Annotated in this window: 19 protein-coding genes; 14 read left to right on the forward strand and 5 right to left on the reverse strand. The window is 60.3% G+C overall.

The features are described 5' to 3' along the window. Position 1: 1 nt before the first annotated feature. From bcsZ to AC07V0_RS02360, 7 genes are all read left to right on the forward strand, one after another. Positions 2 to 1243: a cellulose synthase complex periplasmic endoglucanase BcsZ gene (gene bcsZ, locus AC07V0_RS02330; protein ID WP_086945681.1), complete on the forward strand. Its 1242-nt coding sequence runs from the start codon at positions 2 to 4 to the stop codon at positions 1241 to 1243. After that, positions 1219 to 5079 (forward strand): cellulose biosynthesis protein BcsC, encoded by a 3861-nt coding sequence (locus AC07V0_RS02335; protein WP_495019350.1) that lies wholly within the window; start codon positions 1219 to 1221, stop codon positions 5077 to 5079. The genes bcsZ and AC07V0_RS02335 overlap by 25 nt, the downstream gene beginning before the upstream one ends. Positions 5080 to 5096: 17 nt before the next feature. Beyond that, entirely contained in the window at positions 5097 to 5765 is a 669-nt protein-coding gene (locus tag AC07V0_RS02340; protein ID WP_026286561.1) for an SGNH/GDSL hydrolase family protein, read from the forward strand. After that, positions 5762 to 6436, forward strand: a complete 675-nt coding sequence (locus AC07V0_RS02345) for an alginate O-acetyltransferase AlgF (RefSeq protein WP_018927935.1) — start codon at positions 5762 to 5764, stop codon at positions 6434 to 6436. Before AC07V0_RS02340 ends, AC07V0_RS02345 begins: the two co-directional genes overlap by 4 nt. An 18-nt stretch (positions 6437 to 6454) precedes the next feature. Beyond that, the gene (locus AC07V0_RS02350; RefSeq protein ID WP_086945683.1) at positions 6455 to 7864 is read left to right on the forward strand and encodes an MBOAT family O-acyltransferase; all 1410 of its coding nucleotides are present in this window, start codon (positions 6455 to 6457) and stop codon (positions 7862 to 7864) included. Further along, entirely contained in the window at positions 7864 to 9018 is a 1155-nt protein-coding gene (locus AC07V0_RS02355; protein ID WP_064617408.1) for an alginate O-acetyltransferase AlgX-related protein, read from the forward strand. Before AC07V0_RS02350 ends, AC07V0_RS02355 begins: the two co-directional genes overlap by 1 nt. A gap of 244 nt (positions 9019 to 9262) precedes the next feature. Beyond that, the gene (locus AC07V0_RS02360; protein WP_086945684.1) at positions 9263 to 11686 is read left to right on the forward strand and encodes a glucose/quinate/shikimate family membrane-bound PQQ-dependent dehydrogenase; all 2424 of its coding nucleotides are present in this window, start codon (positions 9263 to 9265) and stop codon (positions 11684 to 11686) included. Between the two features lie 104 nt (positions 11687 to 11790). On the opposite strand, the gene pcaG is transcribed toward AC07V0_RS02360, so the two are convergent. From pcaG to hpaR, 4 genes are all read right to left on the reverse strand, one after another. Beyond that, the gene (gene pcaG, locus AC07V0_RS02365) at positions 11791 to 12396 is read right to left on the reverse strand and encodes a protocatechuate 3,4-dioxygenase subunit alpha (protein ID WP_018927931.1); all 606 of its coding nucleotides are present in this window, start codon (positions 12394 to 12396) and stop codon (positions 11791 to 11793) included. Between the two features lie 11 nt (positions 12397 to 12407). Continuing rightward, positions 12408 to 13127 (reverse strand): protocatechuate 3,4-dioxygenase subunit beta, encoded by a 720-nt coding sequence (pcaH, locus tag AC07V0_RS02370; protein ID WP_018927930.1) that lies wholly within the window; start codon positions 13125 to 13127, stop codon positions 12408 to 12410. Positions 13128 to 13230: 103 nt separating this feature from the next. Next, a complete protein-coding gene (gene pcaQ, locus AC07V0_RS02375) occupies positions 13231 to 14160 on the reverse strand; it encodes a pca operon transcription factor PcaQ (RefSeq protein WP_086945685.1) in 930 nt (309 codons plus the stop codon). A gap of 147 nt (positions 14161 to 14307) precedes the next feature. Further along, a complete protein-coding gene (gene hpaR, locus AC07V0_RS02380) occupies positions 14308 to 14730 on the reverse strand; it encodes a homoprotocatechuate degradation operon regulator HpaR (protein ID WP_026286558.1) in 423 nt (140 codons plus the stop codon). Positions 14731 to 14984: 254 nt separating this feature from the next. Between hpaR and AC07V0_RS02385 the strand changes: the two genes are divergently transcribed. Continuing rightward, complete coding sequence (locus AC07V0_RS02385; RefSeq protein ID WP_018927926.1) at positions 14985 to 16241, forward strand: OprD family porin; 1257 nt, start codon at positions 14985 to 14987, stop codon at positions 16239 to 16241. 115 nt (positions 16242 to 16356) lie between these two features. Here AC07V0_RS02385 and hpaA read toward each other — a convergent pair whose 3' ends face one another. Continuing rightward, positions 16357 to 17259 (reverse strand): 4-hydroxyphenylacetate catabolism regulatory protein HpaA, encoded by a 903-nt coding sequence (gene hpaA / locus AC07V0_RS02390; RefSeq protein ID WP_018927925.1) that lies wholly within the window; start codon positions 17257 to 17259, stop codon positions 16357 to 16359. 189 nt (positions 17260 to 17448) lie between these two features. Between hpaA and AC07V0_RS02395 the strand changes: the two genes are divergently transcribed. The 6 genes from AC07V0_RS02395 to AC07V0_RS02420 all read left to right on the forward strand — a co-directional run bounded on the left by AC07V0_RS02395 (position 17449) and on the right by AC07V0_RS02420 (position 23267). Next, positions 17449 to 18105 (forward strand): fumarylacetoacetate hydrolase family protein, encoded by a 657-nt coding sequence (locus AC07V0_RS02395; RefSeq protein WP_028940811.1) that lies wholly within the window; start codon positions 17449 to 17451, stop codon positions 18103 to 18105. A gap of 11 nt (positions 18106 to 18116) precedes the next feature. Further along, the gene (locus tag AC07V0_RS02400; protein ID WP_018927923.1) at positions 18117 to 18887 is read left to right on the forward strand and encodes a fumarylacetoacetate hydrolase family protein; all 771 of its coding nucleotides are present in this window, start codon (positions 18117 to 18119) and stop codon (positions 18885 to 18887) included. Between the two features lie 5 nt (positions 18888 to 18892). Beyond that, positions 18893 to 20353 carry a 5-carboxymethyl-2-hydroxymuconate semialdehyde dehydrogenase gene (hpaE, locus tag AC07V0_RS02405; protein WP_064617391.1) on the forward strand — a complete coding sequence of 487 codons (1461 nt, stop codon included), beginning with the start codon at positions 18893 to 18895 and terminating at the stop codon, positions 20351 to 20353. Positions 20354 to 20461: 108 nt separating this feature from the next. Next, a complete protein-coding gene (hpaD, locus tag AC07V0_RS02410; protein WP_018927921.1) occupies positions 20462 to 21319 on the forward strand; it encodes a 3,4-dihydroxyphenylacetate 2,3-dioxygenase in 858 nt (285 codons plus the stop codon). 201 nt (positions 21320 to 21520) lie between these two features. Further along, a complete protein-coding gene (locus AC07V0_RS02415) occupies positions 21521 to 21913 on the forward strand; it encodes a tautomerase family protein (RefSeq protein ID WP_018927920.1) in 393 nt (130 codons plus the stop codon). Positions 21914 to 21962: 49 nt separating this feature from the next. After that, complete coding sequence (locus AC07V0_RS02420; RefSeq protein WP_018927919.1) at positions 21963 to 23267, forward strand: MFS transporter; 1305 nt, start codon at positions 21963 to 21965, stop codon at positions 23265 to 23267.

Genomic DNA, 23267 nt, shown 5'->3' on the forward strand with positions numbered 1-23267 from the left:
CATGCCTATGTCGTCCATGAGCAGCCGGGCGGTTTCACTTCGCCAGTGCCTGCGCGGTAACGTGCGCAGGTTGAGCGTTGTGCTTGCGCTCGCCCTGCCGGTGCCTGCGATAGCCGCCACAACTCCCTGTGAGTTGCCGGCCTGGCCACTGTGGCAAACCTATGCAACGCGCTTCGTCCAGGCCGACGGCCGGGTTCTGGAATCGAGCCTGGAGAACAATCACAGCACTTCTGAAGGGCAATCCTACGGCATGCTCTTCGCACTGATCGGCAACGATCAGGCACGCTTTGACAAACTCTGGCGCTGGACATCAGCCAACCTCGCAGGCTCCGCCACCGCCACTCGCCTGCCAGGCTGGTTATGGGGGCAAGGCACGGACGGTCAGTGGCGCCTGCAGGACGCCAACTCGGCTGCCGACGCCGACCTGTGGATCGCCTACGCCCTGCTCGAAGCCGCACGCCTGTGGCATCGGCCGGACTATCGCCAGGATGCCCTGCACCTGATGGCGACGATTGAAGTGCAATTGGTCGTCACGCTGCCCGGGCTGGGTCCGATGGTATTGCCTGGACCACAGGGCTTCGTCCTGCCGGATGCTCTCTGGCGCCTGAACCCCAGCTACCTGCCACTGCCACTATTACGGCGGCTGGCCAAGGAAGCTCCCAACGGCCCCTGGCAAGCGATTGCCAACAACACCGCGACGATGATTGCCCAATCAAGCCACCACGGTTTTGTCGCTGACTGGGTCGGTTATCAAGGCACTTCAGCGCAATCGGGTGTCTTCGTCAGCGACCCGATCAACGGCGACACGGGCAGCTACGATGCCATTCGCGCGTACCTCTGGCTGGGCATGAGTGACACCTCCGAACCGCTGGCAGCGCTCCTGCTCAAACGGCTGGACGGCATGGCCCGCAGCACTGTCGCGACGGGCTCCCCCCCGGAAACAGTCCGAATTCTCCACGGCAGTGTCCAGGGTCAGAGCCCGTTCGGATTCTGGGCTGCACTGATTCCCTACCTTGAGGCCAAGGGGCATCCCCGGTTGGCCGATCAACAACGACAGCGCGTGGAGCTCGCCTTGCAAGAGGCGCTGGCCAGGCCTGATACCGACGCCAGTCCGCCGCGTTACTACAACTTCATGCTTAGCCTGTTCGCGCTCGGCTGGGCAGATAAACATTACCGATTCCGGGAAGACGGAACGCTGAAACTCTCCTGGGAGACCGCATGCACGCGCACCACCGCACGCTAGCCATCGCCGTCATGAGCGCATGGACGGCTGCTGCACACGCTCAAAGTCCGACGCCACAGACGTTACTCGTCGAGCAAGGGCATTACTGGCAGTCGCACAACAACCCTCAACGCGCTGCGGAAGTCTGGCAGAAAGTCCTGCTGCTGGACCCGGTCGAGGTTGACGCACTCTATGGCCTGGGCTTGATCGGCGTGCAACAGGGCAAGCCACAACAGGCGCAGCAATACCTCGCCCGCTTGCAAGCCATCCAGCCAACGCCTCGACAGGCCCTGCAATTGGCGCAGGACATCGGCGTGGCCCAACCGCAGAACCAGCAGCGCCTGGAGGAGGCTCGGCGCCTCGTCGATGCCGGTGAGCGTGACAAGGCGACCGCCGTGTTTCGCTCGCTGTTCGATGGCCGCCCACCTCAAGGTACGATCGGCCGCGAGTATTACAACAACCTTGCCTTCAATCAGGCTGACTGGGCTGAAGCACGCAGCGGATTCCAGCGCCTGCAACGTGAGATGCCCAACGACTCGATCGTCGCGCTGTTTTACGCCAAGCATCTGGTCCGTCGTGAAGACAGCCGTGCCGAGGGCATTCGTGCACTGGCCGCGCTGACCCAGCGTACCGACATTGCCGGTGATGCCGACGAAAGCTGGCGCCTGGCACTGACCTGGATCGGTCCGCCCAATCCGGCACAAGTACCGTTGTTCGAGGCGTACCTCAAGACGCATCCGGATGACGTGGAAATCCGCGCGCAGATGAACAAGGGCAAGCAACAGCCGGCAACGACGGCCAGCAAGGAATGGCAACCGCCCGCCGAAGTCGCGCGCGGCCTGAAGGCGCTCAAAGCAGGCGACCAGGCCACCGCCGAACAGGCGTTTCAAGCACGCTTGAAAACCCAGCCCGATGACGCTGACGCGCTGGGCGGCCTTGGAGTTATTCGCCAGCAGCAACAGCGACTGGCCGAAGCGGAAAAGCTCCTGGGGCAGGCCACGCGACAACACAACGGCAGCCGCTGGCAAGTGGCGCTGAACGAAGTGCGCTACTGGTCTGCGTTGCAGCAGGCCCGCGATGCCCAGGCCAAAGGCCAGACAGCCCAGGCACAGGCCTTGGTGAACCAGGCGCTGCGGCAGAATCCAAACGGGGCGGATGCTCTCCTCGCCCTGGCGGATATTCAGGCCAGCGCGGGCCAGTTCGATGAGGCTCAGCGCAACTATCGGCAAATTTTGAATCTGCGCCGCGACGACCCTCGAGCACAGGAAGGGTTGGTCAATGTGCTGCTCAAGAGCGGCAAGAACGATGAAGCCCTGCAACTGATCAACAGCCTGCCAGCCACCGGACAGGCAAAGACCGGCCAGTCCGCACGCCTGCAAGCCTTGCGCGCGACACAACTGGCCGCCCTCGCCGAACAACGCAACGACCTGCCCGCTGCGCGCAACGCCTTGCAAGACGCGCTGCGCGTTGAGCCGGACAACGTCTGGACACGTTTCGCCCTGGCCCGCCTGAACCTGGCGATGGGCGAACCGCAAAAGGCTCGGGACCTGATCAACACCATGCTCCAGGCCCACCCCGACAATGCCGATGCGCTTTACGTCAGCGCCTTGCTGTCGGTCCAGATGGGTGAGTGGAAAGCCGCCCAGGCAACCTTGGGACGCTTGCGCCCCGACCAGCGCACCCCGGACATGGAAGCACTGGCCGCTGATGTCAGCCTCAACCTGCAACTCAGCCAGGCGATCGGGTTGGGCAAGCGCGGACAGCGCCAGGAAGCCCTGACCTTGCTCGATCGTACTCAGCCGGTGGCCAACAACAGTCCAGATCGCACGGCGAGCCTGGCCTCGGCCTATGTCGAGATCGGCGAGCCGACCCGAGCGCTGGCCCTCATGCGCGGCCAGTTGCAACACACCGCTGCGCCCTCGGCGGACTTCATCCTGCAATACGCCTCGGTCCTGCTTGAGTCCGGGGAAGACGCCCAGGTCAACGAGATTCTGCGCGACCTTCAGAACAAGCCCTTGAACGCACCGACTCGCAAGCGTTTCGACGACCTGCTCCATCTCTATCGCATCCGCCAGGCTGACCATCTACGCGAACAAGGCAATCTGGCCAGCGCGTATGACACGCTGGCGCCCGCGCTGGCGCAACGTCCCGGTGACAGCGCCGCCGTCGCGGCGCTGGCGCGAATGTATTCGGCCAACGGCGACACGACAAAAGCCCTCGAACTCTACAAGCCGCTGTTACAACGTCAGCCAAACGACCCACAACTGCTGTTGGGTGCCGCCGACGCGGCAGTGTTGGCACATGACACAGGCTTTGCCGAACAGGTACTGCAACAGCTGCTCAAGACCGAATCCGGCAACCCTCAAACGCTGACCGAGGCCGCCCGCCTCTACCAGAACATGGGCAAGACCGGCATGGTGGCCGATCTGCTGCGCAAGGCAGTGGCCATCGAACAGAGCGAGAAACGCAGAAACCAGAGCGGCCAACTGGCCGGGTCGACGGTGGCACCCAACCCTTTTGCGGGGGTGTCGGGGCCACGTAGCGAGGTCAGTCGCGACGCCTTGCTGGCAGCGATCCCGCCACCGGCTCAGGAAATGCCGGGCAGCGTGAGGTCTACCTCCCCTTTTGGCATCGACGCCCTGCCAAGGCCCCAGCAGGCGAGCAATCCATTCGAGTCGCAGCTGCCGCGCGCAGCACTGGTGAGTGAAGACATCAGCCCCGCGCAACTGGCGCTGAATAAAATCCTTCAGGAGCGCAGTGCCTACGTCACCCAGGGCGTGAGCATTCGCAGCAACAACAGTGAGTCGGGGTTGAGCAAGCTGACCGATATTGAAACGCCGCTGGAAATCAATATCCCGCTGGATGAAAGCCGTGTCGCCCTGCGCGTGACGCCGGTCTCGCTGAACGCCGGCAGTGCCAGCGGCGAAGCACTGCAGCGCTTCGGTAGCGGTGCGCAGAGCGAAGGCGCTGGCTCGCAAAAAGCCGAGGGTGTCGGTCTTTCCGTCGCTATTCAACGGCCCGCGGATGGGCTCAAGGCCGATCTCGGCACCACCCCGCTCGGCTTCAAATACTCCACCGCCACGGGCGGCATCAGCGTTGATCGCCCCATAAGCGACTCTTCTAATGTCCGCTACGGGGTGAGCGTTTCCCGGCGTCCGGTGACTGACAGCGTCACCTCGTTTGCCGGCACCACGGACAAACGCAGCGGGCAGTCCTGGGGCGGTGTGACCGCCAACGGCGGGCGCGGCCAGTTGAGCTATGACGACAGCGAAGTCGGCGCCTATGGCTACGCCTCCTGGCACCAGCTATTGGGCAACCATGTCAAATCCAACAGCCGCAGTGAACTGGGCAGCGGCATCTACTGGTACCTGCAAAATGCAACGGACAGCAAGCTGACCGTCGGCCTGAGCATGACCGGCATCAGCTACGCGAACAATCAGGACTATTTCACCTATGGCCACGGCGGCTATTTCAGTCCGCAGACGTTCTTCGCCCTGGGCGTACCAGTGACCTGGGCACAACGCACCGGGCGCTTGACGTATCAAGTCAAGGGCACGGTCGGCGTGCAGCATTTCGAGCAAGACAGTGTCGACTATTTCCCGACCGACAAAGCCCTGCAGGCGGCCTCGGGCCTGCGTTACGCCGGGCAAAACAAAACCGGGATCGGCTACAGCGTCGCCGCAGCGGCTGAATACAAGGTCGCTTCGAACTTCCTGCTGGGCGCCAATCTGGGCCTGGACAACGCCCACGACTACCAACAATTCAGCGGCGCCCTGTCTTTGCGTTACCTGTTCGAGGACATCAGCGGCCCCATGAGCTTGCCGGTCAGTCCGTACGCCTCACCTTATTCCAACTGATCATTCTGGAGTTTCCGATGCCCACTTCTGCCCTTGCCGGCCTGACGCTCCTTGTTCTTGGGGAGAGCCATATGAGCCTCGCGGACCATTTGCTGGAGCCGCTGCACGACAACCTGACTCGCCAAGGCGCCCTGGTTCACTCCATCGGTGCCTGTGGCGCCAGCGCCGGCGACTGGCTGATCAGTAAAAAGGTCGACTGCGGTGCCGAGCGCAAAGGCAACGACAAGATGGTGATCAAGGGTCGTGACGCCACCACCACACCGATCCAGGACCTGATCGCCGCCGACAAGCCCGACCTGGTGGTACTGGTCATCGGCGACACCATGGCGTCCTACGACAAGCCCGTGTTTCCGAAGGCCTGGGCATGGCAAAGCGTCACCGGCCTGGCCAAGGCCATCGCGGCCACCGGGACCCGTTGCGCCTGGGTGGGCCCGGCCTGGGGCAAAGCCGGTGGCATGTACCAGAAGAATGATGCCCGCACCCAGTTGATGTCGCAGTTTTTAGCCGCGAACGTGGCGCCTTGCACCTACATCGATTCGCTGACGTTCTCCAAACCCGGGCAGTGGATCACCACCGATGGGCAGCACTTTACCGTTGCCGGTTATCAAGCCTGGGGCACTGCGATTGGTGGTGCGTTGGCCAAGTTGCCCGCCGACACCGTCAGCAGCACAGGAGCCGGCAAATGACTCGATCCGCATGTGGCTGGGCGCTGTTCGCGCCCTTGATGCTGAGCCTGCACGCCCAGGCCGCCGACATTGCCCTGTACCCGACGGGCCCGGATCAGGACTCGGCCTTCTTGCGCTTTATCAACGCCGCCGACCGCCCCTTGCAGCTGCTGGCCGAAGGCTCGCGGGCCAGCCTCAGGCTCGAGGGTTCGAATGCCGTGTCCGACTACCTGCCCGTGCCCGCCAACCAACCGATCAAGGGCACCCTGGAACGCAACGGCAAAAGCCAGCCGCTGGACATCCAGGTGGCAGCAGGCGAATTCGCCAGTGTGATCGCTTTGCCAGATAGCGCTCAAGGTATCCGTCAGGTCGTCATCCGTGAGCAACCCGACGATTTCAATAGCCTGAGAGCCTCGCTGGCGTTTATCAGCGCCGATCCAGCGTGCACCCAGGCCGGTTTGCGTGCTGCGGGGAAAAACACCGACCTGTTCAAGGAGGTGGCCGACGGCAGCGTGCAACGCCGAGCGATCAACCCGGTCACCCTATCGGTTCAATTGGTCTGCGCCCAAACCAATGTCGGTGCGCCACTCGACCTCGGCCAGCTCAAGGCCGGCGAGCGCTACAGCGTTGTGCTGCTACCTGGTGCAAATGGCCCGCACCTGTTGCTCGCGACTGACGTCCTGGCCCACTGATCGGATCGCGCCACCACCATGGTTTTTGCCTCTCTCGAGTTTCTGACGTTGTTCCTGCCGCTGTTCTTGTGCAGCTATGCAGTGTGCCCAGCCGCCTGGCGCAATGTCACGTTACTGATCGGCAGCTGGCTGTTCTATGGCTGGTTGAGCCCTCGGTTCCTCGCAGTGCATGTGGTGCTGACGATCACGGCGTGGGCCGGCGGCTTGCTGATTGACGCCTTGCGGGAAAAAGACAAGCGCCGCGTGCGGCTACTCGTGACATTGATCGTGCTCAACACGGCGGTGCTGTGCTGGTACAAGTACGCCAACATCGTCGCCGGTACGTTGATCGATGCCCTTGCCTGGTCTGGCGCCATGCCGCTGGACTGGCAGCGAGTCATCATGCCGGCCGGGCTATCGTTTATCGTCTTGCAGGCGATTTCCTATCTGGTGGATGTACACCGCCGCACCGTGCCGGCCGAACGCAGCTTAATTAATTACGCCACCTATATTTCGATGTTCGGCCATTCGGTCGCCGGTCCCATCATTCGCTATGACTGGGTTCGGCGTGAGCTGAATCAGCGTCACTTCAACTGGCAGAATTTCTCGCTGGGCGCACGCCGGTTCATGGTCGGGATGAGCATGAAGGTCCTGGTGGCCGACACCCTGTCGCCGGTGGTCGATGTGGCGTTCAATGTGCAGAACCCAAGTTTCTCTGACGCCTGGATCGGCTGCCTTGCTTACTCCTTGCAACTGTTCTTCGACTTCGCCGGCTACAGCGCCATGGCCATTGGTCTTGGATTGATGCTGGGCTTCCACTTTCCCGAGAACTTCAACCGTCCCTATCTGGCCAACAGCATCCAGGACTTCTGGCGCCGCTGGCATTTGTCGCTGTCCAGCTGGCTGCGTGACTATCTGTATATTTCGCTGGGTGGTAATCGCAACGGCACCTGGAAAACCTATCGCAACCTGTTCCTGATCATGGCTATCGCCGGCCTCTGGCACGGTGGCGATAGCTGGAATTATCTGCTGTGGGGCAGCGCCCATGGTATTGCGTTGTGTGTGAATCGTGTCTGGAACAGCTCTACCCTGCCCCCGTTACAGCCAGTGTTTTCCCATGGGCTGACCCTGCTGTTCGTCTGCCTGGCCTGGACACTGTTCCGCGCCCCCGACTTTCACAGCGCGCTGAGCCTGTATGCCGGACAGTTCGGCCTGCAAGGCATTGCCCTCGGTGACGAACTGTCCGCGACCCTACGCCCGGTACACGGCCTTGCGGGTTTGCTGGGGGTGTTCGGTGTCGTTGCACCGTTGTTGCACCCTTACTGTGAGAAACGACTGGGCGGCCTATTGCTCCACACCACCGCCCTTTGGCCCATCGCCGGTTTCATGCTGTCGTTCGCACTGATCGCCAGTCGCGAAACCGTACCCTTCCTGTACTTCCAATTCTGATGACAACCCTAAAGCCTCCCCCGCTCCCTACTCAGCCAGATGATTTGGCGATTCGCAGCAGTCGGTTGGCAGGCGTGGCGCTGCTGATATTCCTGTTCGTCGGACTGCTGTCCTCTGGCCGTCTGATCGTTTCAGGGCAGATCTCACTGTTACCCGGTGAAGTGCAGACCTCGCAGATTCTTGACGGCGATATCACTCATCGACTCGCCAAGGAACTGTCGAACGCTCACCTCCCCACGACCTTCGCCAAGCTGGAGCGCGGAGTCAGTTGGCTGCTCCTCAGTGACACCGGGCCGAGGGTTCGCTCAGGTTGTCCTGGCTGGTTGTTTTTGGCCGATGAGCTCAAGGTTAATCATCAAGCGCAGCGCAATGCCGATGCCAAAGCCCAGGCCGTGATTGATCTAAAGCAGCAGCTCTCCCAGCGTGGTATCAGCCTGCTGGTGGTCATCGTTCCAGACAAGAGCCGCATCGCTTCCGAGCAGCGTTGCACACTGCACCGCCCAGCCGCTCTCGAAGGACGCATCCAGGCCTGGACCTCAAAGCTGGATGCGGGCGGCGTGTCGAATCTGGACCTCACCGCTGCGCTGACGCCACTGGGGGCCAGTGCCTGGTTGCGCACCGATACGCACTGGAGCGAATCCGGCGCGAAAACGGCGGCCGATGCCATCACACAGCGCCTGAAGACCCTGGGCATCAGCGCCACGCCAAGCAGGTCGTTCAATGAACGTCATGCCCCGCTCGCGGTTCGACCTGGCGATCTGGTCCATCTGGCGGGAATCGACTGGCTGCCGCTCAAATGGCAACCCGCACCCGACATGGTCGCCCAAACCAGCACCCACGAACTTCCCGTTACGTCGGCCGCCAACCCTGACACTGAGGCAGACCTTTTTGGCGATGCCGACCTCCCCAACACCGCGCTCATCGGCACTTCATTCTCACGCAACTCCAACTTCGCAGGGTTTCTGCAGCAGGCACTGGGCGCCCCCGTGGGTAACTTCGCCAAAGACGGTGGAGCGTTCTCTGGCGCTGCAAACAGCTACCTCAACAACCCGGCTTCCAAAGAAACGCCGCCAAAGCAAATCATCTGGGAAATCCCGGAGCGGGACCTGCAATCGGCGTACGTCGACCCCATTGCCTATCGCTCTTTGCGGTAGGCAATCACACCTGGCTGAAGGCAATCTTCGCCAGCTCGCCCCGTGTGTTCAGGGGCATTTCTCTCGATTGTTACCATCTTCGCAACAGTGTTTCTCCTTTCCGGCAAATGACAATTTGTCGCAGGGCTCGCTTTTTTTGATATCTTTGCGCAATTAACCAAATAGTTAACAACTATTTTCAGACTTGCCTTCACTGCTCTTAACCCTCCCCACAAACGTTCATGCGTCAGTAGGATCATGCAACATGACTAAGTCTCGACCTTCGGCATCCGTCAGCCGCTGGCCCATCTGGGTCGTCGCCTTCGGTGTGCTGGTATTTGGATTATTCTTCGCAGCAGGTGGTGGCTACCTCGCCACGCTGGGTGGCAGTTGGTACTTCCTGCTCGCCGGTTTCGGTTTGATCGTCTCTGCCGTACTGCTCTTCAAGCAGCGTCTGCAAGGTGCCTGGCTGTTCGCGGCGGTGATGGTGCTGACCGTGATTTGGGCGCTGGCGGATGTCGGACTGAACTTCTGGCCACTGATCTCTCGCTTGTTCGCCCTGGGCGTGCTGAGCCTGTTGGTGGCATTGGTCTACCCCCATCTGCGCAAGGCCAATAGCCTGGCCAGCGGCCGCAGTGGCTACGCTCTGAGCGGTGTGCTGGCAGTCGCCATCGTTGCAGGTGGTGCCGGTATGTTCGTTCCCCATGCCCCTGTTTCGCCGACCGGTGACGGCCCAGGGCTGACCAAGGTCGACCCCGCCAAGGCCCAGAAAAACTGGGAACACTACGGTAACGACGAAGGCGGCGGCCGCTTCGCCGCTCTGGACCAGATCAACCGTAGCAACGTCTCGAAGCTGGTGCCGGCATGGACCTACAATACCGGGGACATCGCGATCAGCGACGGCAATGGCGCCGAAGATCAGATGACGCCGTTGCAGGTTGGCGACAAGGTGTTCATCTGCACACCGCACAACAACCTCATCGCACTGGATGCCGACACCGGTAAACAGCTGTGGAAAAACGAGATCAACGCCAAGACCCGTGTTTGGCAACGTTGCCGCGGTATCGCCTACTTCGACGCTACCGCTGCGCTCGCCCAGCCTGCTGACGGCAGCACACCTGTCAAACCCGTGTCGATACCGGCCGGCGCCAACTGCCAGCGCCGTCTGCTGACCAACACCATCGATGCGCGCCTGATTGCAGTGGACGCCGATACAGGGGAGTTCTGCCAGGGCTTCGGTAACAACGGCCAGGTTGATCTGAAAGCAGGTCTTGGCGACGTCCCTGATTCCTATTACCAGCTGTCATCGGCACCGCTGATGGCCGGGACCACCGTGGTCGTCGGCGGCCGTGTCGCCGACAACGTCCAGACCGACATGCCAGGTGGCGTGATCCGTGGTTTCGACGTCGTCACCGGCGAGATGCGCTGGGCATTCGACCCGGGCAACCCCGAAGACAAGCAGGCTCCGGCGGCCGGCAGCACCTACGTGCGCAGCACGCCCAACAGCTGGGCACCGATGTCCTACGACCCGGTAATGAACACCGTGTTCTTGCCGATGGGCAGTTCGTCCACCGATATATACGGTGTGGAACGTACGGCACTGAACCACAAGTACGGCGCTTCCGTTCTTGCACTGAACGCAACAACCGGCGAAGAAAAGTGGGTCTACCAAACCGTCCACAACGACCTGTGGGACTTCGACCTGCCCATGCAGCCAAGTCTGATCGACTTCACCAAAGCCGACGGCAGCAAGGTGCCCGCCGTAGTGATCGGCACCAAAGCCGGCCAGATCTTCGTGCTAGACCGCGCCACCGGCAAGCCGCTGACCAAGGTTGAAGAGGTTCCGGTCAAAACCTCGAACATCCCGAACGAACCTTACTCGCTGACTCAGCCGAAATCGGTGGGCATGCCAGCGATCGGCGCGCAAACGCTGACCGAGTCGGACATGTGGGGGGCAACGCCGTTCGATCAACTGCTCTGCCGTATCTCGTTCAAGAAAATGCGTTACGACGGGCTGTACACTGCACCAGGCACCGATATCTCGCTGAGCTTCCCGGGCTCGCTGGGAGGGATGAACTGGGGTGGTATCTCGACTGACCCGGTACACGGTTTTATCTTCGTCAACGACATGCGTCTGGGCCTGTGGATCCAGATGATTGCGGCGCAGAAAGATGCCAAGACCTCTTCCGGTGGTGAAGCACTGAACACCGGCATGGGCGCAGTACCGCTCAAAGGCACCCCGTATGCAGTGAACAAGAACCGCTTCCTGTCGGTTGCCGGCATCCCTTGCCAGGCACCGCCTTTTGGCACACTGACCGCGATCGACATGAAAACCCAGAAAGTCGCGTGGCAAGTGCCGGTCGGCACCGTCCAGGACACTGGCCCATTGGGTATCAAGATGCATCTGCCGTTGCCGATCGGCATGCCGACGCTGGGTGGTACGCTCTCCACCCAGGGCGGCCTGGTGTTCATTGCCGGTACACAGGACTACTACCTGCGCGCCTTCAACTCCGCCAACGGACAAGAGGCCTGGAAAGCCCGGCTACCCGTGGGCAGCCAGGGTGGCCCGATGACGTATGTGTCGCCGAAAACAGGCAAGCAGTACGTTGTCATCACCGCGGGTGGTGCGCGTCAGTCGCCCGATCGCGGCGATTATGTGATCGCTTACGCGCTGCCTGATAGCAAGTAACCTGTAACAACAAAAAGCCGCTGCCGCCCTGTGAGGGTGGCAGCGGCTTTTTGTTGTCTGCACGCTTGGCCCGTTGAACTCGCTGGCTCGGCGCGAAGCGGGTTTTAAAAATCGAAGAACACCGTTTCACCCTCCCCCTGAATACGTATGTCGAAACGATAAGCCGCCTTGCCATCCACCTCGCAACGCTGCGCTATCAGCGTTTCGCGACGCTGCGGTTGCTCGATCAGATTAAGCACCGGGCACGTCGCGTTGGCTTGTGGCTCATCGGCAAAGTACAGCCGGGTTTGCAGGTGAATATTGATCCCGCGGGCAAACAGCGACACATTGATGTGAGGCGCCATCGGCACCCCGGCGGCATTGTTCACCACGCCAGGCTTGATGGTGTTGAGTGTCCACTCCCCTGCATCGAAGGTGGTGGCGGTTCGGCCGAAACTGTTGAAGGTTTTTTCCGAGTCGAAGACCGGGTCATAAACCCCTTCATGATTGGCCTGCCAAAACTCCAGAAACGAGTCTCGCACCAGGTGACCGTTGCCGTCATAGACATGACCGATCAGCAGAATCTGTTCGCCCTCGGCACCCGGCTTGGCCATCTGATTCCAGATTTCTTCCGGCCGTGTCGGGTTGCCGGCAGCCTCTAGGGCCAGACCGATATGCACATAGGGGCCGGCCGTTTGCGAAGGGGTTTCGGGTAGCAGTTCGATAGGCATGGACGGACTCCTCAGCAGTTTTCGAAGTGGGTCTTGCGCTGGCCGCGCAGCACGATGTCGAAGCGATAGGCCAGGCAATCCATCGGATTGGCATTACCCATGTCGAGCCGGGCGATCAGGCTCTGTACCGCCTCTGGATTGGCGATCGACTTGACGATCGGGCACATCGGGATCAGTGGATCGCCTTCGAAATACAGCTGGGTGATCAGGCGCGTGGCGATCGATGGCCCGCTGATGGAGAAATGGATGTGCGCCGGGCGCCAGTCATTCGGACCGTTGCGCCAAGGATACGGACCGGGTTTCACGGTGCGGAAGCTGTAGTAGCCGTCACGGTCGGTCAGAGCCCGGCCGACACCACCGAAATTCGGGTCCAATGGTGCCAGGTAGCGATCATTCTTGTGCCGGTAGCGACCACCGGCGTTGGCCTGCCACATCTCCACCAGGGTATGCGGGATGGGCTTGCCATATTGATCACAGACCCGGCCGGAAACGATGATCCTCTCTCCCACCGGCAACCCACCATTATTGAAGTTGAGTAGCAGGTCGTTATCGAACCGGCCCATTTTCAGGTGAGAGAAATCCGGGCCGCTGGTTTCGCTGGCCGACTGGGGGATGCTCACCAAGGCTTGGCGTGGAGAACGGGCGACAGAGGTTTTGTAATCAGGGGTCAGGGCTTTGGGGTGCCAATTACGGTCACGAATAACGAAACGACTGCTGTCTGCATCAGACATGTCGATCTCCTGTTGTTTGATTTATGGAGCACTACCTGCGCAGTTTCAAACAACAGAAGGCTGGGGAATATTGAAAAGCCACCTTCAACACATAACCAAATGGTTATGGATAAGACCCTTCGCGATACGCCTGCCCTACCTCGCGCAGCACCTCGACGCACCACTGGGCCGCCAGTGACAACGGCAAGCTGGCGTTACTGGAAATCCCCACCGAACCACCCGGTTCGCGCTGCCCCAGGTTGATCTCAAGCAGTTCGCCGCTTGCCAGATCCAGGCGCACGGCATCCAGAGGCGCGATCCAGATCGCCTCGCTGGACAACACATAACGACGGCTCAGGGTCACGGACAAGGTTTCCAGACGCTGCCGCGACTGGCTGATGCCGCATTGCACGAACAGGCTATCGGCATATTTGCGAATCGTCGTTCCTGCCAGCGGCAGCACCAGCGGGAAATCTTCCAGGGCGCTACGCTCCAGTGGCTCGGCCAGCAAGGGATGACCGGGACGCACCACCAGCGTCATGGATTCACTGTACAGATGCTCGAAGGTCAGCCCCTGAATCTCCGGGCTATCGGTCATACGGCCGACCACCAGGTCCACATCGCCCACCCGCAACTGCGACAACAAATAGGCGCTTGGCCCGGTCACCACACTCACCACCAGCGCCGAATGACGCTCGTGCAAGCGCCGTACAACCTCAGGCACCAGCAAACTTTCCACTGTCGACAACACGCCGAGTCGAACCGTGCCTGCCGCATATTCGCCACCGCGCAAGGTGTTCACCCCATCACGCAACGCCTGCACCGAAGGCCCGGCATAACGCAAAAAGGCAACCCCGGCTTCGGTCAGGTTCACACCACTTTTACTGCGTATAAACAGACTTGCCGCCAGCAGCTCCTCCAGCTCCTTGAGCGTCTTCGACATCGCTGGCTGACTCACCGCCAACACATCCGCCGCCCGCGCCAGACTGCCCTGACGAGCCATTTCGAGAAAGCACACGAGGTGACGGAATTTGATGCGGGTGTCGATGTTCACTACGGAGCCCCGTGAGGTTGCCTCATTGGTATCGAAACGTTTGCAGGCAATCTTAGCGTGCGCTCAATTTCCTGGTGATCGGATGGTGGCAATGGACTTTTTTTTGACTTGCTCGGAGGGGATGTCAAATACAGGACATTGCGTCAATCAGGGCTTGATGTTCTTCAATTTATTGAGCAGTTCCAGCAACTGCTCAAGCGACTCCGCGCCGAACTGCTCCTGAATCTTCAAGTAGTTGCTTTCCATCCCCGCACTCATGTCGACGAAACACTGCTGCCCCTGCTCGGTCAGGGCGATGAATACCCGGCGCTGATCTTCGGACGACTTCCTGCGCCGGACGATACCGTCGCGCTCCAGCCGGGACAGCACGCCGGTCATGCTCGGTTTGAGGATGCATGCCAGATTGGCCAGTTGATGGCTTTCCAGTTCGCCGTGCTGACGCAAGATACGGATCACCCGCCATTGCTGTTCAGTCAGATCATGTTCGTTGAGCAACGGCCGGAAAAATGCCATGGCTGCTTCGCGGGCCTGCAACAAGGTGAGCGTAAGGGACGGTCTGGGGGTCGGCATGGTTCACGCGGAAAAAGAGGTCGAAGCGTCAAAGCTTAGAGTCGGCACAGAGTGCATGCAACATCCCCTCTGCAGCACATCATTAACTTATAAACAAATCAATGATCTCAGATAAAAAATAATCGCCACCACCCCTATTTCTTCTGAAAAAACTGAAAAAAACGCTACGAAAATAATAGATAAGATGTTAACTATATGACACCCCTTACCGAATAGGGGGTGATACCTACAAAAACAACAAAAGGACCCCCCTCATGCATTCGTGCCTCCTTCGCACGGCGGCAAGCGTTGCCCTGTGCGCCGCGTTTAGCCCGTTTAGCGCTCACGCTGATTTTGTCCAGGACAGTAAAGCCAGTTTGGACCTGCGCAATTTCTACATGAACCGAGACTTTCGTCAGAGCAACGCACCACAGAACAAGGCCGAAGAGTGGGCCCAGGGTTTTGTATTACGCCTGGAGTCGGGCTACACCGACGGCATGGTCGGTTTCGGGGTCGATGCCTTGGGCGAACTCGGGGTGAAACTTGACTCCAGTCGCGATCGTCGAGGCACCGGCTTGCTGCCCTTTGGCGCCAGCCAGCAACCAGAGGACAGCTACAGCGAATTGGGCCTGACCGCCAAGCTGCGAACATCGAAGACCGTGCTCAAACTCGGCACCCTACAGCCGCAACTGCCCGTGGCCGCCTATAACGACACCCGACTGCTGCCCTCAACCTACAGTGGTGAGCTGGTCACCTCCCAGGAAGTCGACGGCCTGACCCTGAATCTGGGCCGCCTGGAAAAGCAGAACCTACGAGACTCCTCCAGCAATGACGAGATGAGTTACGCCGGTGTGCAAAGCAGCCATCTCGATCTGGCCGGTGGCACCTACGCGATCAATCCACACCTGGCAGCGACCTATTATTACGCCCGGATGCAGGACATCTACAGCCAGCACTTCATCGGTCTGGTGCATGAATTGCCCTTGGCAGAAGGTGTGAATCTGCGCAGCGATTTGCGCTATTTCGATACTCGCGAACAAGGCAACCATGAATTGCGCAGTCCATCCAGGGTCGATGGCGGCAAGATCGACAACCGTTTTTTCAACGGCATGGTAAGCCTGTCGATGGGTGCCCATAAATTCGGCCTGGGGTACCAGAATCTCTCCGGAGACGGCGACTTCGCCTTTCCGGGCCTGGACCCATATTCAGTAAACCTGGTGACCATCAACGTCTTCACCAAGGCCGAGACCGACGCCTGGCAGGCGCGTTACGACTACAACTTCGCGGCCCTGGGCCTGCCTGGGCTGACCTTCATGACTCGCTATGTCGACGGCTCTCATGTGCAAACCTCCACCGTGCGCAACGGTCGGGAATGGGAGCGTGACACCGACCTGGTTTACACGGTGCAGAGTGGTCCGCTGAAGAACGTCAATGTGCGGCTACGCAACGCCACTCTTCGCTCAAGCAACGGCCTGACCAGCGATATAGACGAAAACCGGATCATCATCGGCTACAGCCTGGCCTTGTGGTGAGCCGCCCATGAAAAGTGCAATCGGTTCCCTGTAAAAGCCATTTTTCAGGGCACCGGCTGCGACCATGATTGCTCGACAAACACTCGGCGCCTATCGAGAAGCAAACATGGCTACCTCAGCGCAAACCCGACTGCCGCAGGCGGTACTCCCCAGGGGTCACCAGCGCATAACGCTGGAAAAACCGACTGAAATAGGCCGGGTCCTTGAAGCCCAGCTGGTAGCAGATTTCATTGGCCGAACTGCCAGTGAACAACAACAGACGCTTGGCCTCCTGCATCAGCCGTTCAAGGATCAAACGTTTGGACGGCAGGTCGGCAATGCGCCGGCAGACATCATTGAGCCGTGCCTCGGTAACACCAATGCCATCGGCATAGCGCGACAGCGGCCAGTGCTGCAGGTAATGGTCTTCGATCAATTCGTTGAAGCGGTGGAAGATCCGCAAGTCTTCATGGCGTGCCGGGCGGGCTTCCAGGGAATTGGCGCACAGCCTGAGCAGGCTGATCACGATCAATCGCGTCAGGCTCTCCAAGGCCGCCCCCCGCCCTGGCTTGTCGCCGTTGATCTCGTTGCACAGTTCCTCGAACAGAAACTCCAGTCTCCTGACCTCGGGCTGGAACTGTGGTGCCAGCCCCGCCAATGCCACGCAAGCCGCTGGCAACTGCGAGCCCGGCGCCAGACTCGGATCGGCATCGATCAACTGCCAGACCAGTTGCTGGCGCACCGTCAACACATGCCCGTCGGCGTCCGCTTCGGTGACGAAGGAATGGGCCACCGTCGGTGGCGTGAGGAAAAACATCGGTCCCGACTCGAGGTATTGCTGGTCATCCAGATAGACCCGCACCGCACCGCTCTTCACGTAATGCACCTGGAAGAACCGGTCGTGTCGGTGCACGGGCATATTGCGGCCGAAGAACTCAGCCAGATTGCCGAGTTTGTCGTAGTGCACTTCGGCATCGCTGTAACGCTGGTCGTAGACCTGACCGATGTTGATATTGGGGATCGGCTGACGATCGATCATCGCTCGGTTCTCTTTCTTGTTTGCGTGTTGGCAGTGCAAGGACTTTCATCCTGCGCCGGTTTGCGGCGGCTAACCACTGCCAGCGCATTTTGCCACGCTTGACGATTGTTAACATATTAATTATAACGTTAACAGGTTAACGAATATTTCGCGAAGCAGTCACTGCTCCGCCACTGCCAGGAGAAAAGCATGAGCCGTGCCCTGCATGATGTTGCGAACGGCACCCTGTTCGGCGTTGCGCTGAACTATCAAGGGTTGCTGAACCAACGTATCGCCGAATTCGGGCAAGCGCCTTACCAGAAACCGCCGGTTAAACCGGTGCTGTTCATCAAGACGCCCAACACCCGCAATGGCCATGACCGCGCGGTGATTCATCCGCAAGGTGAACGCCTGCAACCGGGGCCTGCACTGGGTGTGGTGATCGGTAAAAGCGCCAGCCGGGTCAGCATCGAGAATGCGCTGGAACATGTGGCCGGCTACACCATCGTCAATGAGTTCAGCCTGCCGGAAGACAGCTACTACCGCCCGGCGGTGAAAGCCAAGTGTCGTGACGGCTTCTGCTCGCTGGGCCCGGAATTGGTGGGCCGTGACCAGCTCGCCGATCCGCATCAGTTGAGTCTGAAACTGTTCGTCAACGGTGAACTGCGCCAGGAAAACTCCACGGCCAACTTTGTCCGCAGCATTCCCCAGTTGATCGCCGAAATCAGCGAATTCATGACCCTCCACGAAGGCGATGTGCTGATCACAGGCACCCCTGAAGGCCGTGTCGATGTCCAGCCCGGTGACACCGTCGAAGTCGAAATCAGCGGCCTGGGCCGCCTCGTCAACCACATCGTGGCCGAGTAACAGGAGCTTCCATGAAACACGCCCGTATCCGCTTTGAAGGTGAAGTCCACCTCGTCCATGTCGAAGAGCACAACGCCGTGCGCCTGGCCGACGGCCGCCTGCTGGCCGAAGAACAAGTGCAATGGCTGCCACCGGCCACCGGCAGCATGTTCGCCCTGGGCCTGAACTACGCCGACCACGCCGCCGAGTTGGCCTTCAAGCCGCCCACCGAGCCCCTGGCGTTCATCAAGTCCCCGGGCACCTACACCGGCCATAACCAGGCTACATGGCGCCCGGACAACGTCGCCTATATGCACTACGAGTGCGAACTGGTCGCCGTCATCGGCAAGCCCGCGCGTAACGTCAAGCGTGAAGACGCCCTCCAGTACCTGGCCGGCTACACGGTGTGCAACGACTACGCGATCCGTGACTACCTGGAAAATTACTACCGGCCCAACCTGCGGGTGAAGAACCGCGATGCCACGACGCCGGTCGGTCCGTGGATCGTCGACGTCGCCGACGTGCCGGACCCGAGCAACCTGAAACTGCGCACCTGGATCAACGGTGAGTTACGTCAGGAAGGCTCGACCTCCGACATGATTTTCGACATCCCTTACCTGATCGAATACCTGTCCAGCTTCATGACCTTGCAGCCCGGCGACATGATCGCTACGGGCACGCCGGAAGGTCTGGCCGATGTGGTTCCAGGCGATGAAGTGATTGTGGAAGTGGAAGGCGTGGGTCGCCTGGTTAATCGAATTGTTAGCGAAGCGGAATTCTTCTCCGCCCGTAAAGAGGCTTGAGCAGCATGATCAAACACTGGATCAACGGCCGTGAGGTCGAAAGCAAAGACGTTTTCGTCAACTACAACCCGGCCACCGGCGAAGCCATCGGTGAAATCGCCAGCGGCGGCGCCGAAGAAGTCGCTCAGGCCGTAGCCGCGGCCAAGGAAGCCTTCCCCAAGTGGGCTAATACGCCAGCCAAGGAACGTGCCCGACTGATGCGCAAGCTCGGTGAGCTGATCGAGCAGAATGTCCCGCGTCTGGCCGAACTGGAAACGCTGGACACGGGCCTTCCGATCCATCAGACCAAAAATGTGTTGATCCCCCGCGCTTCGCACAACTTCGATTTCTTCGCCGAAGTCTGCACCCGCATGGACGGTCACTCTTACCCCGTCGACGACCAGATGCTCAACTACACCCTGTATCAGCCGGTGGGTGTTTGCGGTCTGGTGTCACCGTGGAACGTGCCGTTCATGACAGCCACCTGGAAAACCGCGCCGTGCCTGGCACTGGGCAATACTGCGGTGCTGAAGATGTCCGAGCTGTCCCCACTGACGGCCAACGAACTCGGTCGTCTGGCTGTTGAGGCCGGCATTCCCAATGGCGTGCTCAACGTCATCCAGGGTTACGGCGCCACCGCCGGTGACGCGCTGGTTCGGCACCCGGATGTGCGCGCAATTTCGTTCACCGGAGGTACCGCCACCGGCAAGAAAATCATGCAGACCGCCGGCCTCAAAAAATACTCCATGGAACTCGGCGGCAAGTCACCGGTGCTGATCTTTGAAGATGCGGACCTGGAGCGCGCCCTCGACGCCGCACTGTTCACCATCTTCTCGCTGAACGGCGAACGCTGCACCGCTGGTAGCCGGATCTTCATTCAGGAAAGCGTTTACCCTCAGTTCGTCGCCGAGTTTGCTGCCCGCGCCAAACGCTTGATCGTCGGCGATCCACAGGACCCGAAGACTCAGGTCGGCTCGATGATCACTCAGGCCCACTACGACAAGGTCACTGGCTACATCAAGATCGGCATCGAGGAAGGCGCCACCCTCCTCGCCGGTGGTCTGGAACGTCCGGCCAACTTGCCGGCGCACCTGAGTAAAGGCCAGTTCATTCAGCCGACGGTGTTCGCCGACGTGAACAACAAGATGCGTATCGCCCAGGAAGAGATCTTCGGTCCGGTGGTGTGCCTGATTCCGTTCAAGGACGAAGCCGAGGCCCTGCAACTGGCCAACGATACCGAGTATGGCCTGGCGTCTTACATCTGGACCCAGGACATCGGCAAGGCCCATCGCCTGGCCTACGGCATCGAAGCCGGCATGGTGTTCATCAACAGTCAGAACGTGCGGGACTTGCGTCAGCCGTTCGGTGGTGTGAAAGGTTCCGGTACCGGACGCGAAGGCGGCCAGTACAGCTTTGAGGTGTTCGCCGAAATCAAGAACATCTGCATTTCCATGGGCAGTCATCACATCCCGCGTTGGGGTCTCTGAACAAGCGATGGTCGCTGCTGAAGGCAGCGATGGGCCGCGCATCGGCTCATCGCAGCCTTCACTGGCCACCAGATTGAATCGAATAACAACAATTTCAGGAGAATCATCATGGGCGAAGTCGTCCTGGCCGCGAAAATCTGCCATGTACCCTCGATGTACCTGTCGGAACTGCCCGGCAAGCATCACGGTTGTCGCGAGGCGGCAATTGCCGGACACAAGGAAATCGGCCGTCGCGCCCGCGAGCTCGGTGCCGACACCGCCGTGGTGTTCGACGTGCACTGGTTGGTCAACAGCGGCTATCACGTCAACTGCGGCGAGCATTTCAAGGGCATCTACACCAGCAACGAACTGCCGCACTTCATCAAGAACATGGAGTACGAGTACCCGGGTTGCCCAGCGTTGGGCGAGCTGATCGCCACCGAGGCCAATCAGGCCGGGGTGCGCACCATGGCCCACAACATCCCGAGCCTGGAGTTGGAATACGGCACTCTGGTACCTATGCGCTACATGCACATGGGCGTCCCGGACGAGCAGAAGTTTGACGTGATCTCCATCGCCGCGTGGTGCGCCTGGCATCGCCTGGAAGACAGCTTCGCCTTCGGCGCCGCCGTGCGCCGGGCCATCGATAGGAGCGACCGCAAGGTGCTGGTGCTGGCCTCCGGCTCGCTGTCCCACCGTTTCTCCGACGACCGTGAAGCCGAAGCCAACATTCACAACTGGACCCGTGAATTCGACAAGCAGATGGACCTGCACGTGGTCGAGATGTGGAAGCAAGGTCGCTTCAAGGAGTTCTGCGCAATGCTCCCGGACTACGCCGAGCACTGCTTCGGCGAAGGCAAGATGCACGACACCGCCATGCTCCTCGGACTGCTTGGCGGGCCCGAGTACAACAAACCGGTGGAAGTACTGACCGAGCCCTTCGGCAGTTCAGGCACTGGCCAGATCAACGCCATTTTCCCTCTCTGAGGTACCAGACAGGAACTGGCGTAGCAGCTGTCGAGCGGAGCGAGGCGGCGTCCGAGGACGTAGTCCTCGTAAAACCGGTGCTCTCGATTTACCTGAAACACAGAGGTGTATGGGGTTACGACTGCTTCGCAGCCGGACGCTGCCTCGCTCCGCTCGACAGCTGCTACGCGATGCGAAACATCAACGTTACGGGAGACTCACATGCCTCATTTCATTGCTGAATACACCGACAACATCGAACAACAAGCCGACTTGCCCAGCCTGTTCGAAAAAGTCCACGCCTCCCTCGGCGACAGCGGCGTGTTCCCCCTGGGCGGCATCCGCAGTCGTGGAGTGCGCCTGGACACCTGGCGCATGGCTGATGGCAAGCACGATTACGCCTTCGTCCATATGACCCTCAAGGTCGGTCACGGACGAGATCTGCCGACCCGGCAGACAGTCGCACAAACACTGTTCAACGTAATCACCGAGCACTTCGCCGAACTGCAGTCGCAACGGCTGCTGGCGCTGTCGTTCGAGATGATCGAGCTGCACCCCGAACTGAATTTCAAGCAGAACAACGTGCATGCCTTCTTGAAGAACCAGGCGGGCTGATTCACGCCCTCCTTCCGCCAACGGCCACTCAAACAAAAAGTACAACATCATGAGCACAGCCAATACCGCTGACAGCATCACCCTTGCCGAGCACGATCGAACCCACAGCACCGTTACCTGGCGCCTGATGCCATTGCTGTTGATCTGTTACCTGTTCGCCCATCTGGACCGGATCAACATCGGCTTCGCCAAGATGCAGATGAGTACCGACCTGCACTTCAGCGACACCGTCTACGGCTTCGGAGCCGGACTGTTCTTCATTGCCTACGCGCTGTTCGGGGTACCGAGCAACATGGCCCTTGACCGGGTCGGACCACGGCGTTGGATCGCCAGCCTGATGGTGGTCTGGGGCGTACTTTCTGCCAGCATGTTGTGGGTCGAAAGCTCCAGCGGTTTCTATGTCCTGCGCTTTTTGCTGGGCGTAGCCGAAGCCGGCTTCTTTCCCGGGATCCTGGTGTTCCTCAATCGCTGGTACCCGGCCCGGCGCCGGGCTCAAGTCACCGCGCTGTTTGCCATTGCCGTGCCGATGGCCGGAGTCATCGGCGGACCGCTGTCCGGGGCGATTCTGGAAAACCTCCATGACTTCGGTGGACTGCGCGGCTGGCAGTGGATGTTCCTGATCGAAGGGGCGCCGGTGGTCTTGCTGGGCCTGGTGGTGCTCAAGTGTTTGCCGGATAACTTCGAAGTCGTGAAGTGGCTGAACCCGGCGCAGAAACAGCAACTGCGCGCGCAACTGAGCAGCGAAGAACAGCGTAAATCCATCACCTCCTTCGGTGGGATTGTGCGCGACCCACAGGTCTGGCTGCTGGTGGCGATCTATTTTGCGGTGATGCTGGCGGTCAACACCCTGGCCTTCTGGATGCCAACACTGATCCACGGCGCGGGAATTGGCAGCGACGGCAAGGTAGGCCTGCTCAGTGCAGTGCCCTATCTGGCCGGGTGTTTCTTCATGATCGGCTGCGGACGCTCGTCGGACCGTAACCGCGAACGCCGCTGGCACCTGTGTGTGCCGCTACTGATGGCCGCCGCCGGTATCGCAGTGGCGGGCCTGGCGCCGGGCAACCCGCTGTTGGTGATGGGCGGCTTGACCGTCGCTGGCATGGGTGCCAGCGCCGCGTTGCCGATGTTCTGGCAACTGCCTCCGGCCTTTCTCTCCAACTGCACACAAGCCGCCGGCATTGCCCTGATCAGCTCGTTCGGCAGCATCGCCTCGTTCCTCGCGCCTTACCTGATCGGCTGGATGCGCGACACCACTCAGAGCGCCAGCCTGGCCCTGTATGTCCTGGCGCTGTTAATCGCTCTCGGCGGCTTCCTGGTGCTGCGCACCAATGCGGCCATCGTCAATCCACAATAA

The sequence above is a fragment of the Pseudomonas sp. GW821-FHT01E10 genome (assembly GCF_059422365.1).